The organism is Oceaniglobus ichthyenteri, from assembly GCF_003057885.1.
GTDB lineage: Bacteria > Pseudomonadota > Alphaproteobacteria > Rhodobacterales > Rhodobacteraceae > Oceaniglobus > Oceaniglobus ichthyenteri.
On the sequence record NZ_QAGK01000001.1, the window covers coordinates 55,686 to 70,936 of the forward strand.

General features: G+C 58.3%; 12 protein-coding genes. 8 read left to right on the forward strand and 4 right to left on the reverse strand.

Features of this window, described 5'->3' with window-relative positions; translation table 11 throughout:
* Nucleotide 1: 1 nt before the first annotated feature.
* Nucleotides 2-895, reverse strand: a complete 894-nt coding sequence (locus C8265_RS00285; protein ID WP_108481985.1) for a YicC/YloC family endoribonuclease — start codon at nucleotides 893-895, stop codon at nucleotides 2-4.
* A 143-nt stretch (nucleotides 896-1,038) separates the two neighbouring features.
* On the opposite strand from C8265_RS00285, the gene C8265_RS00290 reads away from it, so the two are divergent.
* Entirely contained in the window at nucleotides 1,039-1,710 is a 672-nt protein-coding gene (locus C8265_RS00290; protein WP_108481986.1) for a PAS domain-containing protein, read from the forward strand.
* Nucleotides 1,711-1,732: 22 nt separating this feature from the next.
* Here C8265_RS00290 and C8265_RS00295 read toward each other — a convergent pair whose 3' ends face one another.
* Nucleotides 1,733-3,103: a class II 3-deoxy-7-phosphoheptulonate synthase gene (locus tag C8265_RS00295; protein WP_108481987.1), complete on the reverse strand. Its 1,371-nt coding sequence runs from the start codon at nucleotides 3,101-3,103 to the stop codon at nucleotides 1,733-1,735.
* 166 nt (nucleotides 3,104-3,269) lie between these two features.
* Between C8265_RS00295 and C8265_RS00300 the strand changes: the two genes are divergently transcribed.
* A complete protein-coding gene (locus tag C8265_RS00300; protein WP_108481988.1) occupies nucleotides 3,270-4,274 on the forward strand; it encodes a GlxA family transcriptional regulator in 1,005 nt (334 codons plus the stop codon).
* A 16-nt stretch (nucleotides 4,275-4,290) separates the two neighbouring features.
* Here the strand turns inward: C8265_RS00300 and C8265_RS00305 are convergent, their stop codons facing one another.
* Nucleotides 4,291-5,391 carry a PQQ-dependent sugar dehydrogenase gene (locus tag C8265_RS00305; protein ID WP_108481989.1) on the reverse strand — a complete coding sequence of 367 codons (1,101 nt, stop codon included), beginning with the start codon at nucleotides 5,389-5,391 and terminating at the stop codon, nucleotides 4,291-4,293.
* A 160-nt stretch (nucleotides 5,392-5,551) separates the two neighbouring features.
* Here C8265_RS00305 and C8265_RS00310 point away from each other — a divergent pair, with 160 nt between their 5' ends.
* From C8265_RS00310 to C8265_RS00335, 6 genes are all read left to right on the forward strand, one after another.
* A complete protein-coding gene (locus C8265_RS00310; protein WP_108481990.1) occupies nucleotides 5,552-6,736 on the forward strand; it encodes an ABC transporter substrate-binding protein in 1,185 nt (394 codons plus the stop codon).
* A gap of 73 nt (nucleotides 6,737-6,809) precedes the next feature.
* Nucleotides 6,810-7,586, forward strand: a complete 777-nt coding sequence (locus C8265_RS00315; RefSeq protein ID WP_108482471.1) for an ABC transporter ATP-binding protein — start codon at nucleotides 6,810-6,812, stop codon at nucleotides 7,584-7,586.
* Entirely contained in the window at nucleotides 7,583-8,413 is an 831-nt protein-coding gene (locus C8265_RS00320) for an ABC transporter ATP-binding protein (RefSeq protein ID WP_108481991.1), read from the forward strand. Before C8265_RS00315 ends, C8265_RS00320 begins: the two co-directional genes overlap by 4 nt.
* A gap of 33 nt (nucleotides 8,414-8,446) precedes the next feature.
* Nucleotides 8,447-9,454: a branched-chain amino acid ABC transporter permease gene (locus C8265_RS00325; RefSeq protein ID WP_108481992.1), complete on the forward strand. Its 1,008-nt coding sequence runs from the start codon at nucleotides 8,447-8,449 to the stop codon at nucleotides 9,452-9,454.
* On the forward strand, nucleotides 9,451-10,755 hold the full coding sequence (locus C8265_RS00330; protein ID WP_108481993.1) for a branched-chain amino acid ABC transporter permease: 1,305 nt from the start codon (nucleotides 9,451-9,453) through the stop codon (nucleotides 10,753-10,755). Before C8265_RS00325 ends, C8265_RS00330 begins: the two co-directional genes overlap by 4 nt.
* Nucleotides 10,756-10,817: 62 nt before the next feature.
* Nucleotides 10,818-11,408: a nucleotidyltransferase family protein gene (locus tag C8265_RS00335; RefSeq protein WP_338065756.1), complete on the forward strand. Its 591-nt coding sequence runs from the start codon at nucleotides 10,818-10,820 to the stop codon at nucleotides 11,406-11,408.
* Between the two features lie 115 nt (nucleotides 11,409-11,523).
* Here C8265_RS00335 and C8265_RS00340 read toward each other — a convergent pair whose 3' ends face one another.
* The gene (locus C8265_RS00340) at nucleotides 11,524-14,820 is read right to left on the reverse strand and encodes a Hint domain-containing protein (protein WP_164512219.1); all 3,297 of its coding nucleotides are present in this window, start codon (nucleotides 14,818-14,820) and stop codon (nucleotides 11,524-11,526) included.
* Between the last annotated feature and the right edge of the window lie 431 nt (nucleotides 14,821-15,251).

Sequence of the window (15,251 nt, forward strand, 5' to 3'; positions counted from 1 at the left end):
CTTACTCCACGTTTTGAACTTGCTCGCGCATTTGGTCTATCGTGGTTTTCAACTCAAGGCCAACCCTGGTCAGCGCTGCATTTTGCGATTTTGAACATAAGGTATTGGCCTCGCGGTTGAATTCCTGTGTCAGAAAGTCGAATTTGCGCCCGACCGGGCCGGTTTGTGCCAACAAGTCCCGCGCCGCGGAGACATGGGCGGCAAGCCGGTCCAATTCTTCGGTAATGTCGGATTTCACCGCGATCAGCGCCAGTTCCTGTGCGACGCGATCAGGATCGGCGCCATCGGTATTGTCCAACACCTTGGCCAAGGTCGTGCGCAGATGCGCCGCGATATCCCCGGCGCGGGCCGCGCACAGGCTTTGCGCCGTTTCGGTCAGCTCGGCGATGCGCGTCACCTGGCCCGATAAAATATCGCCCAAGGCCCGACCCTCGGCGGCGCGCATGGCATTGAACGATTCCAACAACGTGGGAAGCTGCGCCAAAAGCGCCGATTTCAGCGGCCCGGTGTCTTCGGCAACTTCGCCCTGTGCCTCAAGAATGCCACGATGTGACAGGATGTCGGTCGCACTTGGGGCGACGATGTTAACCCCTTGTGCCATCGCCGCCTCTTCGATGGTGGCGATGAACGCCAGGGTTTGCGTCAGCGCGGCGGTGTTGATCTGTTGCGTGGGTGCGCCCGCCTCACGCGACACCTTGAGCGAAAGCGTTACATTGCCCCGCGCCACAACCTTTTGAATAATCGGGCGAATGTCTGATTCCAGCCCGTCAATCCAATCGGGAATCCGCAGCCGCATATCCAAACCCCGACCATTCACCGCGCGAATATCCCAACTCCAGGACCAGCCCGAAATACCACCCTGTGCCGCCGCGAACCCGGTCATGGAATATAGCATTTGGATTAACCTTTTGTCTAAATTGTGACAGATTTTGGGCGCGGCCCATGGTATGACGTTGATAACGAAGATGACTCAAAAAGCGGTAGCAGAGCGTCGGACAAACGACAACGGCGCACGCAATCAGGATAAGGGCAAAACCGATGAGCACGACTGAATCATCCATTGGTAAAGTGGTTTCGATGTTTTTGCGCAAACCGGTCGAAACCGATTGTTTTGCCGAGGTTGAAACCTATTGGAAATCCCTGTGCGATGGGCGGATGATGCCACTGCGCGCTGAGCTGGACCCGCGCGGGATTGTCGGCGCGTTGGACCGTACATTTCTGGTTGAACGTGTAGCGCCGGGCGTTGCGCGGTTTCGGCTGGCGGGCAACCACCTGTCCGATCTGATGGGCATGGAAGTGCGCGGCATGCCAATGACCTGTTTTTTTCAGCCCGGCGCGCGCGCACAGATTGCCGAAGCGGTCGAGGCGGTGTTTGCCGAACCTGCCCGCGTTGATTTGTGGTTGTCCGGGCCGGGCCGGTTGGGCCGGGGTGAGATGAATGGGCGCATGATGCTGTTGCCCCTGCGCGACGATCAGGGGCAGGTCACCCGCGCCCTCGGTTGTCTGTCGGCCAGCGCGCCCTTTGGACGCGCCCCGAACCGGTTTAAAATCACGTCCGACAATCGGCAAACTCTGGTGGGGTATGGCCGCCGCCCTGCCGGACGGGCGGCAACCCTGCGCCCCACGGTGATTGACACGCTCAAGGCGCAAACCAATCGCGGCGAAACCGCGCAAAAGCCAAAGCTGACATTGATTGATGGCGGCGCCTGATCCGGCGCCGCCCTTTCGGGAATTACCCCGCAGCCGCCAGTTTTGCAGCAGTCTGGCGCGCGCTTAACTGTTCCGCGACGAGAAACGCCAATTCCAACGCTTGCGATGCATTCAGGCGCGGATCGCAAGCGGTGTGATAGCGATCTGACAGGTTTTCATCGGTCACAGCGCGCACACCACCGGTGCATTCGGTAACATCCTGGCCAGTCATTTCAAAATGAACGCCACCCGGCACGGTGCCTTCGGCGTTGTGCACGGCAAAGAATTCCTGAACCTCGCGCAAGACCGAATCAAACGGGCGCGTCTTGTACCCGCTGTCGGCCTTGATCGTGTTGCCATGCATCGGATCGCACGACCAGACCACGTTTGCGCCCTCTTCTTCGACGGCTTTGATCAGGCGTGGCAGATGATCACCGACAGTGCCCGCGCCAAAACGCGCGATCAGCGTCAGGCGCCCGGCCTCGTTTTTCGGGTTCAGCGATGTCATCAGGCGTTTCAGATCATCGGTTGTCATCGACGGGCCGCATTTCAGACCGATCGGGTTGGCCACGCCTTTGCAGAATTCCACATGCGCGCCATCGGGCTGACGGGTGCGATCCCCGATCCAGATCAGATGGCCCGATCCGGCGATGGTTTGCCCCGAGGTGGAGTCGACCCGGCACAGGGCCTCTTCGTATTCCAGCAACAATGCCTCGTGCGATGTATAAAAATCGACGGTGGACAGTTCATGGTTGTTGTCACTGGTCAAACCGGCGGCCGTCATGAAATCCAGCGCGTCCTGAATCCGGTTTGCCATATCGCGGTATTTTTCGGCCTCGTCGGTTTCGGTAAACCCCAGTGTCCAGGCGTGAACGTGGTGAATATCGGCATATCCGCCTTTGGAAAAGGCGCGCAACAGGTTCAATGTGGCGGCGGCCTGAGTATATGCCTCAAGCATGCGATTTGGATCGGGAATGCGCGCTTGGGGCGTGAAATCAAATCCGTTGATGATATCGCCACGGTAGCTGGGCAATTCGGTGCCTTTTACCGTTTCCGTCGGGGCGCTGCGCGGTTTGGCGAATTGCCCGGCCATACGCCCCACCTTGACCGTTGGCACCTTGGCACCAAAGGTCAGCACCATCGCCATTTGCAACATCACCTTGAATGTGTCGCGGATGTTGTCGGCGGAAAACTCGGCAAAGCTTTCGGCGCAATCGCCGCCTTGCAACAGGAATGCCTTGCCTGCTCCGACATCGGCCAGTTCACGGCGCAGGGTGCGCGCCTCGCCAGCAAACACCAGCGGCGGATATTTGGCCAACCGTGCCTCAACCGTCGCCAGCGCGGCGGCGTCGGTATAATCGGGCATCTGCACCCGCGGTTTGCTGCGCCAATCGGATTTCTGCCACTGGGCCATCGTCTCTGCTCCACAATCAAACGATATCAGGCCATATGTATAAGGGGCGCAGGGGCAGATGAAAACCGCTAAACCGCTATTGGTCTGTCTGCGCGGTGGCTCTATGCCTTGATATACGGGGGCAAACCTGTTTCGCTCGCCCGACCCGTCAGGACGGAAAAGAGTTATGGAACTGAGTCGGCACAGCGTTGAAATTGAAACCGAGCGCGTTGCGCCGCGCCATTTCGTGTTTGTGCTGCTTGAAAACTTTACACTTTTGTCCTTTGCCAGCGGGATCGAGGCGTTGCGCATTGCAAACCGCCTGTCGCGTCTGCCGCTTTATACGTGGTCGATTCAGGGCGAAGGCGGCGATACGGTAAACTGTTCGGCGGGCACCGCATTCAAGCTGGATTCAGACCTGGGCGAATTGAACCGCGATGACACCGTGTTGATCTGTGGCGGGATTGACGTGGCCCAGGCCAGCACCAAACGCCTGTTGAATTGGTTGCGCCGCGAGGCCCGGCGCGGCGTGACCATGGGCGGGCTGTGCACGGCGGGCTATGCCTTGGCCAAGGCCGGGCTGTTGGATGGCAAACGCGCCACGATCCATTGGGAAAATCAGGACAGCTTTGCCGAACAGTTCGAAGATGTGCAGCTGACCAGATCGGTCTTTGTGATTGACGGAAACCGCTATACAACGGCGGGCGGGACATCCTCGATTGATCTGATGTTGAAACTGATTGCCGATCATTATGGCGATGCCTTGGCCAGTGCCGTGGCGGATCAGCTGATTTACTCCAGCATCCGCACCGATCAGGACACCCAGCGCCTGTCGGTGCCCACACGGATCGGCGTGCGTCATCCCAAATTGTCATCGGTGATACAGATGATGGAATCCCACATCGAAGACCCGATCAGCCCTGCCATTCTGGCCAAGGATGTGGGGATGAGCACGCGACAGTTGGAGCGGCTGTTTCGCCGGTATCTGAACCGGTCGCCGAAACGGTATTACATGGAACTGCGCCTGCAAAAGGCGCGCAACCTGTTGATGCAAACGGATATGAGCGTGATCAACGTCGCTCTGGCCTGCGGATTTGCATCGCCGTCGCATTTTTCAAAATGTTACCGGGCGCATTATGACACCACGCCCTATCGTGAACGCGGGGTGCAAACGACCCGCGCGCCGGTTTGAGTGCGGGCCACCCCGTCTAGTCCGGCGTGACGCGATACAACGCGCCGTTGCCAACGCTAAGAAACCAAAGCGCGCCGTCCGGACCTTCGCGAATATCGCGCACCCGTTCTGTTTCATCCGATTGCAACCGCTCAACCTCTTGCATCGTGTCGCCATCGAGGCGTGAAATCAGCCCGAATTTCAACGATCCGACAAACAGATCGCCCTGCCATTCCGGCCAAAGACGCCCGGAATAAAACACCATACCCGAAGGCGCGATCGACGGATCCCAATAGTGTCGGGGCTGTTTCATCCCCGATTTTTCAGTGCCCTCGCCGATTTTCAGCCCCGAATAGTGCCGACCATAGGAAATCACCGGCCAGCCATAATTCGCGCCGCGCGTGATCTTGTTCACCTCGTCACCGCCGCGTGCGCCATGTTCGACCACCCACAGATCACCCTGTGCATCCAGTGTGGCACCCTGCGCGTTGCGATGGCCGTATGACCACACCTCGGGCTGTGCGCCGGACTGCCCGACAAACGGATTGTCGGCGGGCACCGATCCGTCCCGGTTCAACCGGATCACCGTGCCATTATGGGTGGCCAGATTTTGCGCCTGATCGCCGTCACCGCGATCGCCGATGGTCATGAAAATATGGCCCTCGGCGCCTTCGACGATGCGTGATCCGAAATGGCGCCCACCGCTTGATCCTGCGGCCATTTCAAAAATCACCCGCACATCTTGCAGCGCGGTTGCATCAGCATTCAATGTGCCAACGGCAAGTGCCGTGCCTTCGGAACGCCCCTGTGGTTTGGCAAAGCTCAGGTAAACCGCGCGGGACGTTGCAAAATCCCGCGGGATCATCACATCAAGCAGCCCACCCTGCCCGGCATTGCGAACATTCGGCACGCCCGACACTTCGCCGATCTGACCATCGGCTGCGATATGCAACAAACGCCCGTCACGTTCCGTGATCAACATTGCGCCGCCCGGCAAAAACCCAAGGCTCCAGGGTTCATCAAGATCAGACACCACCGCATTGAGCCGCAAAACACCGGCACTGCTGTCCAATGCAGGGGCGATTGTGGGCAGGGTCAGGGAAAAGGTCAGCAGACCAACAGCAAGGAGTCGTTTCATCGGATTGATCCTGTGTAACGGCATTTCATTGGAAATTAGGGCAGATGACACCAACGTAAACCTGCAATTGCGGGTTTTCATCGGGTGAATGCCCTTTTCTTTTGGACAACCCCACAATATCGTTTGCTCAGGGACAACGATCCTGAAATGGGAGAGACTTATGAAAAAGATACTAATGGCCTCTGCGGTCAGCGCGATTGCCGCGACCTCGGCCTTTGCTGATGGCGACGTTAAGATCGGCGTTTTGTTCGGCTTTACCGGACCGCTTGAATCCATCACCCCGGGCATGGGCACCAGCGCGGAACTGGCGATCAAAGAGGTCAGCGATTCCGGCATGTTCATGGATGGCATGACCGTAACGCCCGTGCGCGGCGACAGTACCTGTATTGATGCTGGCGCGGCCACTGCGGCCGCCGAACGTCTGATCACATCTGACGGGGTAAAGGCGATCGTCGGCGCGGCCTGTTCCGGTGTGACCGGCGCGGTCTTGTCAAACGTTGCTGTGCCAAACGGTATCGTCATGATCTCTCCTTCGGCCACATCGCCGGGCCTGACCAGCGCAGAAGACAACGGTTTGTTCTTCCGCACCGCCCCCTCGGATGCGCGCCAGGGGCAGGTGATGGCGGAAATCCTGATGGAACAGGATGTTAACGAAATCGCAATTTCCTATGTCAACAATGACTATGGCAAAGGCTTGGCCGATGCATTGCAGGAATCCTTTACTGCGGCGGGTGGCACGGTGACGATCAACACCGCCCACGAAGACCAGAAGGCCGACTATTCCGCCGAAGTGGGCGCGCTTGCCTCGGCTGGTGGTGAGCGTTTGGTGGTTGTCGGATATGTTGACGGCGGCGGATCGGGCATTGTGCGCGCCGCGCTGGATTCAGGCGCGTTCGATTTGTTCCACTTCCCCGATGGCATGGTTGCCAACGCGTTAGAGGGCAATTTCGGCAGCGAACTGGACGGATCCACAGGGCAGCTTCCCGGCACCGACAGCCCCGGATCCGACAAGTTTGTCGAACTCGTCGGCGATTCCTTTGACCCAAGCGGCCCCTTTGGCCCCGAAAGCTATGACGCGGCGGCGCTGATCCTGTTGGCGATGCAAAAGGCCGGATCGGTGGAATCGGCCGATTTCAAAGATCACATCATGGATATCGCCAACGCCCCGGGTGAGCCGATTTACCCCGGCGAACTGGGCAAAGCGTTGGAATTGATCAAGGCTGGCACAGACATCGATTATGTCGGCGCCTCGGCGGTTGAATTCATCGAGCCCGGTGAATCGGCTGGCAACTATCGCCAGATCGTCATCGAAGGCGGCAAGATCACCACCGAAAAGTTCCGGTAAACGATTGATTTGAAAACCCAAGCCCGGCGTACGGATGTGCGCCGGGCTGTTTTCGTACCGATGGGGGAACGGCATGATCGTCGTAACGGATGTTCATAAACATTTTGGCGGCTTTCACGCCGTGGATGGCGCAAGTCTTGAAATCAAAACCGGCTCGATCACCGGGCTGGTCGGGCCAAATGGCGCGGGAAAAACCACTCTTTTCAATGTGATCGCCGGCGTTCTTAAACCCACATCGGGCAAGGTGACGATGGCGGGGGAAGACATCACCGGGCTGCCGCCCCACGAATTGTTTCACAAGGGGTTGTTGCGCACGTTTCAGATCGCCCATGAATTTGGTTCGATGACAGTGCGTGAAAACCTGATGATGGTGCCGCCGGGGCAATCGGGCGAAACAATCTGGAACGCCTGGATCGGGCGCGCGCGCATCGCCCAGGAAGAGGCGGCATTGTTGAAGAAAGCCGACGAAGTTCTTGAATTTCTGACCATTGATCATTTGAAGAATGAAAAGGCGGGCAATCTTTCCGGCGGTCAAAAAAAGCTGTTGGAGCTGGGCCGTACGATGATGGTCGAAGCCAAGATCGTGTTTCTGGATGAGGTGGGCGCCGGGGTAAACCGGACGCTTCTGAACACTGTCGGCGATGCGATTTTGCGCCTGAACAAAGAGCGCGGTTATACCTTTTGCATGATCGAACATGACATGGATTTCATCGGTCGACTGTGTGATCCGGTGATCGTGATGGCCGAGGGTCATGTTTTGGCCAAAGGCACGATTGATGAAATCAAAGCCAATGATCAGGTGATCGAAGCTTATCTTGGCACCGGGCTTAAAAACAAGGCAACGGCATGACCAACCCGTATCAAGACAACCGCGGCAACAAAGACCGGTCGATCACCAAATCGTCGCAAATGGGCGGCAGCGTGGACGCCGTGCGCCCCCTCCGCAAATCGGGCGGCCATGTGGATGAGGCGGCATTTTTGATCGGCGATACCATGACGGGCGGCTATGGCACGGGCGCTGACATTCTGCATGGCTGCACCCTTGCCGTGAACCCCGGTGAAATCGCTGTGATCGTCGGGCCGAACGGCGCCGGAAAATCAACCGCGATGAAGGCCGTGTTTGGCATGTTGAACGTGCGGTCCGGCGCGGTGCGCCTGAAGGGTGAGGATATCACCCACCTGTCCCCCCAGGCGCGGGTTGCCAAAGGCATGGCATTCGTCCCCCAGACCCACAATATTTTCACCTCGATGAGCGTTGAGGAAAACCTGGAAATGGGTGCATTTCTGCGCCGCGATGATATTCGCAAGACCATCGACCAAGTCTATGATCTGTTTCCGATTTTGGGTGACAAACGCTATCAGGCGGCGGGCGAATTATCGGGCGGGCAACGCCAACAGGTTGCCGTGGGCCGCGCCCTGATGACCAAGCCCGAAGTCTTGATGCTGGACGAGCCCACCGCCGGGGTCAGCCCGATTGTGATGGATGAATTGTTTGATCGGATCATCGAAGTGGCGCGCACGGGCATTTCAATTCTGATGGTTGAACAAAACGCACGACAGGCGCTGGAGATTGCCGATCGGGGTTATGTTTTGGTGCAGGGTGCGAATGCCTTTACCGGCACCGGTCAGGAATTATTGGCCGATCCTGACGTACGCAAAAGCTTTTTGGGGGGCTAAAATGGCGAATTATTTGATCGAGGGCGCGGCCTGATGGATATTTTGAACGCCCTGGTGGTGTTTGCCAATTTTGTTCTGGTGCCTGCCACCGCATATGGAGCGCAACTGGCGCTGGGGGCTTTGGGTGTCACGCTGATTTATGGAATCTTGCGGTTTTCGAATTTTGCCCACGGCGACACGATGGCCTTTGGCGCGATGATCACGATCCTGTTTACCTGGCTGTTTCAAAGCTGGGGCCTGTCGCTCGGCCCGCTGCCCACCGCGCTTTTGGCGCTGCCGTTTGGGATACTTGGCTGTGCGCTGTTGCTACTGGCAACCGATAAGGTGGTGTATCAATTTTACCGACGGCAAAAGGCGGCACCGGTGATTTTGGTCATCGTATCGATGGGCGTGATGTTTGTGATGAACGGCATCGTGCGGTTTATCATCGGCGTCGATGATCAACAGTTTGCAGATGGTGAGCGGTTCATCATTTCCGCCCGTGATTTCAAAACCATGACCGGGCTTGATGAAGGTCTGGCCATTCGCACATCGCAAGGGATCACGGTGATCACGGCGATTATTGTGGTGGCGGCGCTGTTTTGGTTTCTTAACCGCACCCGCACCGGTAAATCCATGCGCGCGTTTTCCGATAACGAGGATCTGGCGCTGTTATCAGGCATCAATCCCGACCGGGTTGTGATGATCACCTGGATTATCGTTGCCGCTTTGGCCACCATTGCCGGCACATTATATGGGCTGGATAAGTCATTCAAACCCTTCACTTATTTCCAATTGCTCTTGCCCATTTTTGCCGCCGCAATCGTCGGCGGACTGGGCAGCCCGATTGGCGCAATCGCGGGCGGTTTCGTCATTGCCTATTCCGAGGTGATGGTCACCTATGCGTTCAAACGGGTGTTTGGCTATCTCATTCCCAGTTGGGAACCTGACGGCCTGATCCAACTGCTGAGCACCGATTACAAATTTGCCGTCAGCTTTGCAATTTTGATCATCGTATTGCTGTTCAAGCCCACCGGTCTGTTCAAGGGGAAATCGGTATGACTCAATCGTTCAAAACCCCGCTTTTGTTTGCCCTGGTGGGGGCGATGTTTATTTTTACCGGCTTTACCTCAAGCTGGAACAGCGCGCTGTCGATTTTCAACATGGGGCTGATCAGTGCGATCATGGCCTTGGGCGTGAATATGCAATGGGGCTATGCCGGGTTGTTCAACGTTGGCGTGATGGGATTTGTCGCGCTTGGCGGGCTGGGCGCGGTTCTGGTGGGAATGCCGCCGGTGGCCGAGGCGTGGGCCGCGGGCGGTGTGCGGATCATGCTGGGCCTTTTGTTGGCCCTGGCCACGATCATCGGAGCGGTCCAATTGTGGCAGCGGATGGCACCGGGACGCACCCGGGGCGTTGCCATGGCGGCGCTGTTGGTCATCGGGTTTTTCGCGTTTCGCGCTGTGTTTGATGGCGGTGTGGCGGCGGTTGAGGCGGTGAACCCTGCGGTCACGGGCAATTTGGGCGGTCTTGGCTGGCCGATCCTGATAGGCTGGCCCGTCGGTGGGGTGCTGGCCGCGGGGGCGGCGTGGATCGTGGGCAAAACCGCATTGGGATTACGCTCAGATTATTTGGCGATTGCGACCTTGGGAATCGCTGAAATCATCATCGCCGTGATGAAAAACGAAGATTGGCTGGCGCGGGGGGTGAAAAACATCATCGGTTTGCCGCGCCCGGTGCCCTATGAAATTGATTTGCAGGAATCACCTGCCTTTGTTGAGCGGATGCAAGGATGGGGCGCCGATCCCGTGACCGCCTCCTCGGTCGTGGTCAAACTGGCCTATGCCGGGTTGTTCGGCGTGGTTTTGATTTTGCTGATCTGGCTGACACAATCGGCGCTGAAATCGCCCTGGGGCCGGATGATGTGCGCGATCCGCGACAATGAGATCGCCGCCGAGGCGATGGGCAAAGACGTGACCGGGCGGCATTTGCAGGTGTTCATTCTGGGGTCGGCGATTTGCGGTTTGGCGGGCGCCATGATGACCACGCTGGATGGGCAGCTGACGCCCGGATCTTACCAACCGCTGCGCTTTACCTTTTTGATCTGGGTGATGGTGATTGTTGGCGGGTCGGGCAACAATCTGGGTGCGGTGCTGGGCGGATTTCTGATCTGGTTCCTCTGGGTGCAGGTGGAACCGATGGGCCAGTGGATGATGAACCTTGTGTCATCGGGGCTGGACGAAGGATCCCCGCTTAAGGCGCATCTGATTGAAAGCGCGGCGCATATGCGGCTGTTGACCATGGGGATTGTTCTGTTGGTGGTGCTGCGGTTTGCACCCCGAGGGCTGATTCCGGAAAAGTAAGTGACCTGGCGGAGCGGGCGTGCCGCCCGCATTTCATATTTTGATTGGCGCATGTGGTTGATGTGACGATCCTGATTTGTGCGGCGGGGTATTCTTCGCGCATGGCGGGGGCCGACAAACTGTTGGAGGATGTCGGCGGCATCGCGCTGTTGCGCGACCGGGCGCAGGCCGCACTTGCCGCCTGCCCGCGCGTGTGTGTTGCGCTGCCCGTGGCCGCGCGGGCGCGGTTGGCCGCCCTTTCAGGATTGCCGGTGGCGGTGGTTGAGGTGCCGGACGCAGCCGAAGGAATGGCCGCGGCATTGCGCGCCGGGGCGTTGGCGGCGGGCGCTCAGCCGGGTCTGTTGGTGATGCTGGGCGATATGCCCGAGATCACAGCGGCGGATTTGCGCAGGCTGATCAGTGCATTTGACGGTGAATCGATCATTCGCGCCGCAAGTGCCGACGGCGTGCCGGGCCATCCGGTGATCTTTCCGGCCGATTGCCTGCCTGCCTTTGCCGATTTGACCGGGGATCGGGGCGCGCGTGATATTCTTGCGGCGCACAAACATCGGATCAAGCTGATGCCGTTGGAAGGCATCCGCGCGTTGGTGGATTTGGACACGCCCGAGGCGTGGGCCGCCTGGCGCGCAAAACGAAAAAACCCACCGGATTAGGGTGGGATACGTCCATTCAGGACCGCACAAAAAGTGACCGGGAGGCAGCCCTCCCCCCAGTCACAAGATATCGGCGCGGGGAGATGCCCCGCGCCGATCGCTGCTTAACTAAGTCTTACTTCAGCAGAAGCCTGGCTTCGTGCTTTTTCAGGGTGCGGCGTGCGGCCTCATAACTGGCCAGGCCCTCTTGCTGCTCCAACTCGGGGAACAGTTCAAAGATTTCAGCGCGCTGATCGTCGCCGAGGCCCTTGAGGCTGTAATCGCCGGGCTGGAAGCTTTCGGTCCAGGCCCCGTCAGACAACACCACCTCGTGCTGATCAAACATGAAGTGAATATAGGTGGTCGCGCTTGCCTCTACCCGCATGACACCTTTGTCGTCGATCATATGCTTGGCCGCGACCAGAACTTCACGCTCTTCAAAGTAAAGCGATGTCTTGTCATTGGCCACCAAAACACGGTGGTTTGGTGATACCAGCATATCCCGTTCGGGCAGACCATTGCCAAGTGCACCGGCCTTGATCAGCACGGGTTGCATATGCGGCGCATCGCGCAGGGCGCTGCCGCTCAGGGCCTTGTGGCCGACCCAACGGATGGTCTGGATGCCATTGTCGCGGGTGATCACACGATCCCCCTCGACCAGCTCTTCGACCAGCCGTTCGCCTTTTGGCGTTGCGATCAGGGTTCCGGGGGTAAAGCACGGCACGATTTCTTCGATATTGGTGAAGGCGATCGTCCCGACTTCGTTGCCAGCCGCGTCAAAATACACGACCGACCCGTCAATGCCGTTGCCATCACTGTCGGTGACGGTGTCCTGCAATTCAAACCGCACGGCACCGGGTGTGTTGGCGATGGAACCGGCCAAAGACATGGTGTCGTAATCTTCGCTGTCGGGGCCAAAGCCCGCGCCACCGTTGACTGTATCTCCGCCGTTCAGACCCGAGAAACTGTCGGCATCGTCATTGCCTTCCAGCAGATCGGCACCCGCACCGCCGTTGATGGTGTCTTCGCCATCATTGCCACGGATCGTGTCATCGCCCGGGCCTGCGATGATGCTGTCATCACCGGCGCCGCCTTCGACATTGTCATCCCCGGCACCGGCATCAATCGTGTCGTTGCCAAAGCCGCCAATGACGCTGTCGTTGCCGTCACCGCCTGTGATCAGATCGTCGCCTTCACCCCCCAGAAGCGTGTTTTCACCCTCGCCCCCGTCAAGGGTATCGTCGCCGCGACCGCCATCAAGCAGATCGTCACCAATTCCGCCATCAAGGCTGTCATTATCGGCACCACCCAAAAGCGTATCGTTGCCCTGACCGCCGATCAAAACGTCATCGCCCGAACCGCCGACAATGCTGTCGTCATCAACGCCACCGTCCAGCGTATCGTTACCGGCACCACCCAGAAGGGTATCGTTGTCATCTTCGCCGAAGATCAGATCGTTACCGGCGCCGCCTTCGATGTAATCACGACCGTTTTCCGGCACTGGGTCGGCCACATCACCGGGATTGACAGGCACATCGGGAATTTCGCCTGCAAAACCCGGGATCGGATCGTTGCCAAAGCCACCATAGATGGTGTCATCGCCCGCGCCGCCATAGATGGTATCGGACCCGTGCGATCCGGTCAGGCTGTCGTTGCCCGCGCCGCCATCGATCAGGTCATCGTCGATCCCGCCATTGATGGTGTCATCGCCCAGACCGCCATAGATGGTATCGGCATCGTCACCGGTTGAAATGCTGTCGTTTCCGGCCCCGCCATCGACATAATCGCGCCCATCATCAGGATTGGGATCCGACGTGAAACCCGGAAACGCCGCATTTGGCAGGCTCGGATCGTCGCCCTCATAGTCAGACAGGGTGTCGACACCTGCTTCGATCGTATCGTCGCCATCGCCACCATAGATCGTGTCCGAGCCTTGGATATCGACGATCAGATCATCGCCATCGCCACCGTAAACCTCATCATCATCGATGCCTGGGCGGATTTCATCATTGCCCGCGCCGCCATAAATGGTGTCGGCGTCGTCACCGGTGATGATGGTGTCGTTGCCATCGCCACCCTGAACCAGATCGCGGTCATCATCGGGATCGGGATCGGCGACGTTTGGAAAACCGGGCACAATCGGATCATCGATCAACGGGTTGCTGCCCGACACATCGATCAGATCATCGCCGTCACCGCCGTCAACGGTTTCTGCGCCATCGATATCGTTGATTGTATCATTGCCAACACCGCCGGACAGATCATCGTCACCGGTGCCGCCATAGATGATATCGTCCCCCTCACCGGCATCGACGGTATCGTCACCGCCAAGGGCTTCGATGATGTCATCGTTGCTGCCCGGGTTGGGTGGCAGGATCGCGTCATTGTTATCGACACGGTCGCCATCGGGATCACCGGTGTAATCGACATCGATCAGGTCATCGCCTTCGGTGCCGGTGACAATTCCATCTGCGCCGGTCGGCGGGGGGGGCGGTGTCGGACCATCAAGAACCACGTTTTCGATTTCGGTGAAATCGACAATCGTGCCATCGTTCAATGTTGCCGTGCCGGTCAATCCGCCCCCATCGCCGGGATCGGTGTTGGTATAGACGATCTGTGTTTCGGCATCATCAACCAGCCCGGTCAGATCCAGGGTATCGCCGTTCACTTCGCCGGTTTCGCCACCGATTACCGTGATGGTTTGGCCCGGTGCCAATTGATCTTGGGCAATGCGGATGTAATCATCGCCGCCTTGGCCATTTACGGTGTCGCCAGCGCCGGTTGTGATGTCATCATTGCCATCGCCACCCTCGAACACATTCGCGCCATCGCCGCCAATCAGCGTGTCATCACCGGCCGAACCGATGACACCTTCAACGCCCGACCCGCCATCGATACTGTCGTTGTCAGCATCGCCGCCGGACAATTCATTGGTCGCAAGGTTCACATTTACCGGATCGGCAGAGGCGGAATAATCAATGATATCCATGCCTTCGCCGCCAAAGATGCTGTCAGCGCCGGGGCCCCCGACAAACACATCATCACCAGCGCCACCTTCGAGAAAGTTGAGCCCCTCACCGCCAACCAGCGTGTCGTTGCCATCTTCGCCGCGCAGCGTGTCGCGCCCGGGTCCGCCATACAAAAGGTCATCACCGCGCCCGCCGAACACATCATCATTGCCTTCGCCGGCCATCACGGTGTCATTGCCATCGCGCGCCTTGACGATATCGTCGTTTGATCCGGGATTGCCGAAGATTGCATCGTTGTTATCGATCCGGTCGCCTTCGGGGTCGTCCGCATAATCGAGATCAATCAGATCATCGGGGTCCGCATTCTGATCGCCATCGACCACGCCATCCTGGCTGGTCAAGATTGGCGATCCAGAAAGCGCTGTTACGCGGTCTTCATTCAGGTCCTGTTCATTATCCGACATCATTCGGCTCCATCTCTGTGCGACGCGCGACACTGCACCAGGCGGCGCGCCGTCGAGCTTTCCAATCCGAAATGCCTGTTCGTTCCCCGAGACAAGCAATCCCATTCCGACCGTCCCAATCCTTGGGACGTGTATTGATGATGTGCTTGGGCCATTGACGGCCCCTGCAAACACTCATTCGATCAAACCTGAATGATTGCCCATCACAGGTCAGATCCGGTCGCCCCCCAGCGACGCTCGAAACCCAGTTCGCACTTCAATCTACTCTACCCCGCGCAGCAACCAAGGAGAAAATTGTCGGAGAATCCTCTCTTTCTCTCTGGTTACGCTACGGCACGGTTAAAAACCGGGGTAACGGGGGCAGGATTGCAGGCGCATTGTTGACGTTTTTTAAACATTTAACGTTGTCCAATCGGGGGCGTTTGGGGGGT

Excerpts from the sequence above, each read along its gene's own strand:
- C8265_RS00300 (WP_108481988.1), top strand. The coding sequence starts at position 3,270 with ATGGAACTGAGTCGGCACAGCGTTGAAATTGAAACCGAGCGCGTTGCG.
- C8265_RS00310 (WP_108481990.1), top strand. The coding sequence starts at position 5,552 with ATGAAAAAGATACTAATGGCCTCTGCGGTCAGCGCGATTGCCGCGACC.
- C8265_RS00340 (WP_164512219.1), bottom strand. The coding sequence starts at position 14,820 with ATGTCGGATAATGAACAGGACCTGAATGAAGACCGCGTAACAGCGCTT.
- C8265_RS00320 (WP_108481991.1), top strand. The coding sequence starts at position 7,583 with ATGACCAACCCGTATCAAGACAACCGCGGCAACAAAGACCGGTCGATC.
- C8265_RS00325 (WP_108481992.1), top strand. The coding sequence starts at position 8,447 with ATGGATATTTTGAACGCCCTGGTGGTGTTTGCCAATTTTGTTCTGGTG.
- C8265_RS00285 (WP_108481985.1), bottom strand. The coding sequence starts at position 895 with ATGCTATATTCCATGACCGGGTTCGCGGCGGCACAGGGTGGTATTTCG.
- C8265_RS00295 (WP_108481987.1), bottom strand. The coding sequence starts at position 3,103 with ATGGCCCAGTGGCAGAAATCCGATTGGCGCAGCAAACCGCGGGTGCAG.
- C8265_RS00315 (WP_108482471.1), top strand. The coding sequence starts at position 6,810 with ATGATCGTCGTAACGGATGTTCATAAACATTTTGGCGGCTTTCACGCC.
- C8265_RS00290 (WP_108481986.1), top strand. The coding sequence starts at position 1,039 with ATGAGCACGACTGAATCATCCATTGGTAAAGTGGTTTCGATGTTTTTG.
- C8265_RS00330 (WP_108481993.1), top strand. The coding sequence starts at position 9,451 with ATGACTCAATCGTTCAAAACCCCGCTTTTGTTTGCCCTGGTGGGGGCG.
- C8265_RS00305 (WP_108481989.1), bottom strand. The coding sequence starts at position 5,391 with ATGAAACGACTCCTTGCTGTTGGTCTGCTGACCTTTTCCCTGACCCTG.